The sequence below is a fragment of the Burkholderia sp. genome, assembly GCF_018375725.1.
Lineage (GTDB): Bacteria > Pseudomonadota > Gammaproteobacteria > Burkholderiales > Burkholderiaceae > Burkholderia.
On record NZ_JAHACR010000260.1, the window covers coordinates 1 to 6,162 of the forward strand.

Annotated in this window: 6 protein-coding genes; all 6 read left to right on the forward strand. The window is 65.3% G+C overall.

The window, feature by feature from the left end; all coding sequences use genetic code 11:
- The first annotated feature begins 151 nt into the window (after positions 1-151).
- Positions 152-1,096 (forward strand): ABC transporter ATP-binding protein, encoded by a 945-nt coding sequence (locus tag KH616_RS20075; protein ID WP_292250139.1) that lies wholly within the window; start codon positions 152-154, stop codon positions 1,094-1,096.
- 6 nt (positions 1,097-1,102) lie between these two features.
- Entirely contained in the window at positions 1,103-1,864 is a 762-nt protein-coding gene (locus tag KH616_RS20080) for an ABC transporter permease (protein WP_292250134.1), read from the forward strand.
- Between the two features lie 141 nt (positions 1,865-2,005).
- Entirely contained in the window at positions 2,006-3,436 is a 1,431-nt protein-coding gene (locus KH616_RS20085; RefSeq protein ID WP_292250136.1) for an MFS transporter, read from the forward strand.
- A gap of 182 nt (positions 3,437-3,618) precedes the next feature.
- Positions 3,619-4,056 carry a YciI family protein gene (locus tag KH616_RS20090; protein WP_292250140.1) on the forward strand — a complete coding sequence of 146 codons (438 nt, stop codon included), beginning with the start codon at positions 3,619-3,621 and terminating at the stop codon, positions 4,054-4,056.
- A 162-nt stretch (positions 4,057-4,218) separates the two neighbouring features.
- On the forward strand, positions 4,219-5,022 hold the full coding sequence (locus tag KH616_RS20095; protein WP_292250137.1) for a DinB family protein: 804 nt from the start codon (positions 4,219-4,221) through the stop codon (positions 5,020-5,022).
- Between the two features lie 102 nt (positions 5,023-5,124).
- Complete coding sequence (locus KH616_RS20100; protein ID WP_292250138.1) at positions 5,125-6,012, forward strand: alpha/beta hydrolase family protein; 888 nt, start codon at positions 5,125-5,127, stop codon at positions 6,010-6,012.
- Positions 6,013-6,162: the final 150 nt, after the last annotated feature.

Genomic DNA, 6,162 nt, shown 5'->3' on the forward strand with positions numbered 1-6,162 from the left:
AGATGGCGAACCCTCATTACACCGCCGATCCGACATGACGCCGCACCCGCTTCATGACGTGCCCGATCCCGGTCGATCCGCCGCAGACGGCGGGCTCGCCGGCACACCGTCCGCTCGCCCTTCATCCGTTTCCGCGGCGCCGACCGTGAGCATGCCACCGATCCTCTCCGTCTCCGGCCTGTCCAAGACCTACGCGTCCGGTTTCCAGGCGCTGAAACACGTCAACCTCGACATCCGCCCCGGCGAGATCTTCGCGTTGCTCGGGCCGAACGGCGCGGGCAAGACCACGCTGATCGGCTCGATCTGCGGGATCGTCACGCCCACCGAGGGCCGCGTGACGGTCGGCGGCCACGATATCCGCGACGACTATCGCGCGGCGCGCTCGCTGATCGGCCTCGTGCCACAGGAACTGACGACCGATGCGTTCGAAACCGTCTGGGCGACCGTATCGTTCAGCCGCGGCCTGTTCGGCAAGGCGCCGGATCCCGCGCATATCGAGAAGACGCTGAAGGACCTGTCGCTCTGGGACAAGCGCAACAACAAGCTGATGACGCTGTCGGGCGGCATGAAGCGCCGCGTGATGATCGCGAAGGCGCTGTCGCACGAGCCGCGCATCCTGTTCCTCGACGAGCCGACGGCCGGCGTCGATGTCGAACTGCGCCGCGACATGTGGCGGCTCGTCGATGCATTGCGCGCGAACGGCGTCACGATCGTGCTGACCACGCATTACATCGAGGAAGCCGAGGAAATGGCCGACCGGATCGGCATCATCCAGGGCGGCGAGCTCATGCTCGTCGAGGACAAGCGCGAACTGATGCGCAAGCTCGGCAAGAAACAGCTCGCGCTGCATCTCGAACGCCCGCTCGCGCAATTGCCGCCGGCGCTGTCGCGATTCGCGCTCGAACTCGCGGACGACGGTGCCGCACTCGTCTACACGTACGACTCGCAGCGCGACGAAGCGAGCATCGCCGCCTTGATCGGCGCGCTCGCCGATGCCGGCATCGGCTTTCGCGACCTGCAGACGACGCAGAGTTCGCTCGAGGACATCTTCGTCAGTCTGATCGACCATCACCGCCACAACGCACGAGAGGCCTGACGCCAGATGAATCTTTACGCGATCAGCGCGATCTATCGCGCAGAAATGGCCCGCACGCGGCGCACGCTGATGCAGAGCATCATCGCGCCGGTGATCTCGACATCGCTCTACTTCGTCGTGTTCGGCTCCGCGATCGGTTCGCGGATCAGCGCCGTGAACGGCATCGGCTACGGCTCGTTCATCGTGCCCGGCCTCGTGATGCTGTCGATCCTGTCGCAGAGCATCTCGAACGCATCGTTCGGCATCTACTTCCCGCGCTTCACCGGCACGATCTACGAGCTGCTGTCCGCTCCCGTGTCGTACTGGGAGATCGTCGTCGCCTATGTCGGCGCGGCCGCGTCGAAATCGATCCTGCTCGGCGCCATCATCCTCGCGACTGCCAGCCTGTTCGTGCCGCTGCATGTGCTGCATCCGTTCTGGATGGTGATGTTCCTCGTGCTGACCTCGGTGACGTTCAGCCTGTTCGGCTTCGTGATCGGCATCTGGGCGGACAGCTTCGAGAAGCTGCAGCTCGTGCCGCTTCTCATCATCACGCCGCTGACGTTCCTCGGCGGCAGCTTCTATTCGGTCGACATGCTGCCGCCGTTCTGGCGCATCGTCACGCTGTTCAATCCGATCGTCTACCTGATCAGCGGCTTCCGCTGGTCGTTCTACGGCCTCGCCGACGTGCACGTCGGGATCAGCCTCGGCGCGACCGCGCTGTTCCTTGTCGTACTGCTCGCGATCGTCGCGTGGATCTTCCGCACCGGCTATCGCCTGAAGAACTGATGCACCGCATGGCGCGCCGATGACGCTTTTGTTCAAACCGGCGACGTTTTTCTGCTGATGCGGCGAATTGTGGTCGCGTCTACTGAAGCTCCGGGGCCTTGAAGCATCTCGCTTCGAGGCCTTTTTCATGCAGAGGACGCCATGCCAGCCGCCACCGTTTCCGCCGCGCGCGCCAGCGCCGCCGCCCGTCTCGAACGCCTGCCGTTTTCCGGGTATCACAAGCTGATTTTCCTCATCGTCGCGATCGCCTTTTTCTTCGATTCGGTCGATCTCGGCACGATGACGTTCGTGCTCGGCTCGATCAAGAAGGAGTTCGGCCTGTCGACCGCCATGACCGGCCTTGTCGCGAGCGCGAGTTTCTTCGGGATGGTGATCGGCGCGGCGGTCGCCGGCCTGCTCGCCGACCGCTTCGGCCGCCGGCCGGTGTTTCAATGGAGCATGGTGCTTTGGGGCACCGCGTCGTATCTGTGCTCGACCGCGCAAAGCATCGACGCGCTGATCGTCTACCGCGTGCTGCTCGGCATCGGCATGGGGATGGAATTCCCGGTCGCGCAAACCCTGCTGTCCGAATTCGTGCCGACCGCGAATCGCGGCCGCCTGATCGCGCTGATGGACGGTTTCTGGCCGCTCGGCTTCATCACCGCGGGACTCGTCTCCTACTTCGTGCTGCCGCAATTCGGCTGGCGCACGGTGTTCGCGCTGCTCGCGATTCCTGCCGTGTTCGTGCTCGTCGTGCGCCGCATCGTGCCGGAATCGCCACGCTGGCTCGAACATGCGGGCCGGCTCGCGGAAGCCGACACGGTCATGCGCCACATCGAGACGAAGGTGATGCGCTCGGCCGGCGTCACGACACTGCCGACGCCGTCGCGGCTCGTCGAGACCGTGCCGCAGCGTGGCCGCGGCGCGCTGCGCGAGATCTGGAGCGGCCCGTACCGCCAGCGCACGATCATGGTCTGGCTGCTGTGGTTCTTTGCGCTGCTCGGTTTCTACGGGCTCACGTCATGGCTCGGCGCGCTGCTGCAGCAGGCCGGATTCGAGGTCACCAAATCGGTGTTCTACACCGTGTTGATCTCGCTCGGCGGCATACCGGGCTTCCTGTGCGCCGCGTGGCTCGTCGAGCGCTGGGGCCGCAAGCCGACCTGCGTCGCATCGCTGATCGGCGGCGGCGCAATGGCCTACGCATACGGCCAGAGCGCGCTGTATGGCGGCAGCATCGCGCTGCTGATCGGCACCGGCCTCGCGATGCAGTTCTTCCTGTTCGGCATGTGGGCGGCGCTGTACACGTACACGCCCGAACTCTACGGCACCGGCGCGCGCGCGACCGGATCCGTCTTCGCGTCGGCGATCGGGCGGATCGGCTCGCTGATCGGACCGTACGTGGTCGGCGTCGTCCTGCCGGTATTCGGACAGGGCGGCGTGTTTACGCTCGGCGCGCTGTCCTTCGTCGCCGCGGCGCTCGCGGTATGGACGCTCGGCATCGAGACCAAGGGGATCGCGCTCGAAGCGCTCGCCTCGGATAGCGAACCGGCCGATGCCGCGCGGTATGCGGCCGCGGCTGACAGGATTTCCTGATCGGCGCATCATGACGGCCGGGGTGCCCGGCCGACTACCCGGGCGCGGCAGATACGCGCCGAATTTTCCTGATACCACGCCGATTTCCGGCATCCCGATCCGTCTGAGTGTCGGAGCCGTCCGTCAAGGCGCAGTCGCCTTCGGCGGGCGCGCGATCTTTCCCCGTTCAAGGAGCAATGACGATGCGTGTCATGGTGATCGTGAAGGCGACGAGCGAATCCGAAGCCGGCAAGATGCCGGATACCGAGCTGCTGGCCGCCATGGGCAATTTCAACGAGGAACTCGTCAAGGCGGGCGTGATGCTCGCGGGCGAAGGGTTGCAGCCCAGCGCGCACGGCAAGCGCGTGCGTTTTTCGGGCACGGACCGCACCGTGATCGACGGTCCGTTCGCGGAGACGAACGAACTCGTCGCCGGTTTCTGGCTGTGGCGGGTGAAATCGATGGACGAGGCGATCGAATGGGTCAGGCGCTGCCCGAACCCGATGGAGGGCGAATCGGAGATCGAGATCCGTCCGTTGTTCGAGGTGGAAGATTTCGGCGCGGAGTTCACTCCCGAATTGCAGGAGCAGGAAGCACGGCTGCGCGCGGAAATCGATGCCAACGCGCACAAGAAGGACTGAACCAGGCAACGCATGCCATTCTCGGCACGCCGTTTTTGCATCGCGCCCGGTCATGGCGGGACGTGTCCGACTATGGCCTCAGCCTAATCATCGGAAGAAACTCGTTGACGCATGCACGCCCAGTAACGTATCGTTTTGAAACGTTACTGGGCGACCACACCCATGCACTCCCGTTTCGACCGCTTCCGCACCACCGCCCTCGGCACCCAGCTCGAAGCCCTGATCGGGCAGCCGGAACGCTATATCGAATTCGCCGCGCTCTCCCGCGTCGGCGTCGCTGCGATCGGGGCGATTCAGCATGAAATCGCGCAGAAATTTCCCGAAATCGAAACCGATACGACCGCCCGCCAGTTCTGCGGCGCGATGGTCGCGGACGTGATGCGGCGGCACGGCCACGATGTCGTGCAGGCACGCGGCCGCATCGGCGGTGCGCTGTTCAGTTACGGCGCGGTGTTCAGTCCTCAGCCGCTCTCACGCTCGTTTGCCTGCGTCGTCGAGCAACTCGCGCGGATGCCCGTCATGTTCGCCGGATATGTCGCCCGCGTGCCCGCGGCGCTGCGCTCGCACCGTCCTGACGGCACTGGATTCTCGCTCGTCGATCATGCCTGCCACCTGCGCGATCTCGATGCCGTGTTCATCGAGCGCATCGACGCCGTGCGTCACGCCGATCTGCCCGTGATCCGCTCGGTCGACGGCACCGCGCTCGCAGAGCAGCGCGATTATCTGCATCAGGATCTGAACGCCGCACTCGATGCGTTCGGCACCGCACGGCAGAGCCTGTGCGCAACGCTCGCGACGCTGGAGCCGGCACAGCTGACACGTTGCGGCCTGCGGGACGGCATCCGCCGCATGACGCTGGAGGAACTCGTGCGCGAACTGCTCGACCACGATCGCACGCACTGCCTGGAGCTCGACGAATTGCTCGCCGAACTGCCCGCCTCGTCCATCGAAGCTGACAACCCGTAGCCTTCGCCGAAATTTGGCTGAAAGCCGTCGTTGCTACAGTCCTCTCACACACGGTGCCGCAATGACCAGCCGGTCAGGCAGACACGACGAGAGCGACGATCCATGAGGGCTGCACGCATCTTCTGGTTGATCCTGCTGTTGGCATTCACGAGCCCCGTCCTGGCGTACCAGTCGCGGCTCGTGACGATCCCCAGCGCGACGATGCACGGATCGTTCTCGGCGACCGTCGTGCTGCCGGACACCTATGCGCACGGCAACCACGCCGCGCGCTTCCCCGCCGTCTATGTGCTGCACGGCTCAGGCGGCGATCACACCGACTGGATCCGAAACACGCGGATCGGCGAACTCGCCGATCGTTACCGCGTCATCCTCGTGATGCCCGACGGCGGCCACCAGAGCTGGTACATCGACAGTCCGTTCGATTCCGGCAGTCGCTACGGAACCTATATCGGCAAAGAAGTCGTGTCGTATATCGATGCGCATTTCCGCACGGTCGCCGCGCGTCCGGCGCGCGCCATCACCGGCCTCAGCATGGGCGGCTTCGGCGCCCTGCGCATCGCGCTCGACCAGCCCGACACATTCGGCGCGGTCGGCAGCATCAGCGGAGCAGTCGATCCGCGCTGCTGCGAGAGCGAACCCGGCATCGATCACGTATTCGGCGATCCCGGGCGGCATCCGTCGTTCTGGAACCGCAATGCGATCGTCGAGAGCGCCCGCCTCTTCGCGCAAACCCACATCGACCTGACGATCGACTGCGGCGTCGACGATGCGCTGGTCGGCTCGAACCGCACCCTGCATCAGCGACTCGTCGCGCTGGGTGTGCCGCACGATTACGCCGAACGGCCCGGCGGACATACCTGGGATTACTGGGCGAACGCGATTCAGTATCAGGTGCTGTTCTTCGCCGCCTCGTTCCAGCGGAACGGCCGAACGCCTCACAAACGCGCCGACGTCGCGAGCCGGCCGGCTGCGACGATGCATGCGGGCTGACACGCCCTGCGCACCCGACGCGCGATCTCCATCGGCGCCAACCCGACGCGCCGTCAGGCCCGCCCGACATGCGGATGCGTGACGCCGCTGAACGCCGGGTCGCATGGCGAAAGGTCGAACAGATCGCGCGTGAAGCCTCGCACATGCTCG

Excerpts from the sequence above, each read along its gene's own strand:
- KH616_RS20075 (WP_292250139.1), top strand. The coding sequence starts at position 152 with ATGCCACCGATCCTCTCCGTCTCCGGCCTGTCCAAGACCTACGCGTCC.
- KH616_RS20080 (WP_292250134.1), top strand. The coding sequence starts at position 1,103 with ATGAATCTTTACGCGATCAGCGCGATCTATCGCGCAGAAATGGCCCGC.
- KH616_RS20085 (WP_292250136.1), top strand. The coding sequence starts at position 2,006 with ATGCCAGCCGCCACCGTTTCCGCCGCGCGCGCCAGCGCCGCCGCCCGT.
- KH616_RS20090 (WP_292250140.1), top strand. The coding sequence starts at position 3,619 with ATGCGTGTCATGGTGATCGTGAAGGCGACGAGCGAATCCGAAGCCGGC.
- KH616_RS20095 (WP_292250137.1), top strand. The coding sequence starts at position 4,219 with ATGCACTCCCGTTTCGACCGCTTCCGCACCACCGCCCTCGGCACCCAG.
- KH616_RS20100 (WP_292250138.1), top strand. The coding sequence starts at position 5,125 with ATGAGGGCTGCACGCATCTTCTGGTTGATCCTGCTGTTGGCATTCACG.